Below are 706 nucleotides of genomic sequence, written 5' to 3' on the forward strand. Positions count from 1 at the left end.
GCTCTCGGGCGGCGCGGGCGCATCCACGGAGCGCGGGCGTGCGGCCAGCGCCTCGGCAGTGCGACGGTGGACGGCCCGGACCCGCGCGGCCAGTTCCCTCAGGCGGAACGGCTTGGTGATGTAGTCGTCGGCGCCGATCTCCAGCCCGACGACCTGGTCGGTCTCGCTTGCGCGGCCGGTCAGAAGGATGATGCCGCTTGTCGTGCGCTGACTCAGTTCCTGCACCAGCGCAAAGCCGTTGCCGTCGGGCAGCGAGACGTCGATCAGGTAGACATCGAAACTGTCCTGGTCGAACCGCGTGCGATAATCGGTCATCGACGTGCTGGTCTGCACCTCGAACCCCTCGTTCGACAGGGACTGACGGACAAGGTCGAGGATCTCGGGAACATCGTCGATCGCAAGGACTCTGGGCTTCATCACGGATCACCTTGGTGTTGGGGCGGTGCCGCGTTCCCCGGTCGATCAGGATGGAAACGAGTAACCGGAAAACAGAACGCATACCCTGTTGCGATGATCGGTGCCGGAAGACGGGCGGAGGGGCAATCAATCTCCTTTTGGAACTTTTGGGTCGTATAACGGTTGGTCGGGCGGTGTCGAGTGGTCACCCTCCGTTTGCAGGCGGGGCCAACGGCATGGCCGTGGCTGCAACCTCGATCGCCTCGCGGACTTTTCGCGCCAGGTCCTTGCGGCGATAGGGCTTGCTCAG

General features: G+C 64.2%; 1 protein-coding gene. It reads right to left on the bottom strand.

Translation table 11 applies throughout. The features are described 5' to 3' along the window. Nucleotides 1-417 (bottom strand): response regulator transcription factor (locus ACLD7X_RS17565; protein ID WP_411424979.1); only part of this gene is annotated, 417 nt, incomplete at its 3' end. Nucleotides 418-706: the final 289 nt, after the last annotated feature.

The organism is Aphanothece microscopica RSMan92, assembly GCF_046613545.2.
In the GTDB taxonomy this organism is placed as follows: domain Bacteria; phylum Cyanobacteriota; class Cyanobacteriia; order PCC-6307; family Cyanobiaceae; genus NIES-981.